1 pseudogene is annotated in these 356 nt (G+C 59.0%); it reads right to left on the bottom strand.

The window, feature by feature from the left end:
• A pseudogene (locus EOC06_RS42760) lies at positions 1–257 on the bottom strand (hypothetical protein); the annotation flags it as partial.
• Positions 258–356: the final 99 nt, after the last annotated feature.

Consider the following 356-nt stretch of genomic DNA (forward strand, 5'->3'; position numbering starts at 1 on the left):
CAGATCAGGCCGAGCCCGATCAGCACGAACAGGACAATTGCGCAGAGGCCCAGCCAGTTGATGATCGTCGGTGCGTTCGCAAAAAGCTGCGCGATGAAAAACATGATCGTCGTAGCAATGGTGACAAGCACCGACGTCATGAACACCAGAATGTATTCTTCCTGCGCATGGGTTGCGACCGCCAGCTGTTGAGCAACCAGGCCGCCTGCCAATCCTGACAGGAAAAACGCCATGAGGGAGGTGAAGAAGATCCGCACCGCCCTCTCCGTCCTAGACCAGCATGCCCATCGGGTTCTCGATCAGCCGCTTGAAGGCGACCAGCAGTTCGGCACCCAGCGCACCGTCGACGGCGCGGT

It is taken from the genome of Mesorhizobium sp. M7A.F.Ca.MR.362.00.0.0 (assembly GCF_004023175.1).
GTDB lineage: Bacteria > Pseudomonadota > Alphaproteobacteria > Rhizobiales > Rhizobiaceae > Mesorhizobium.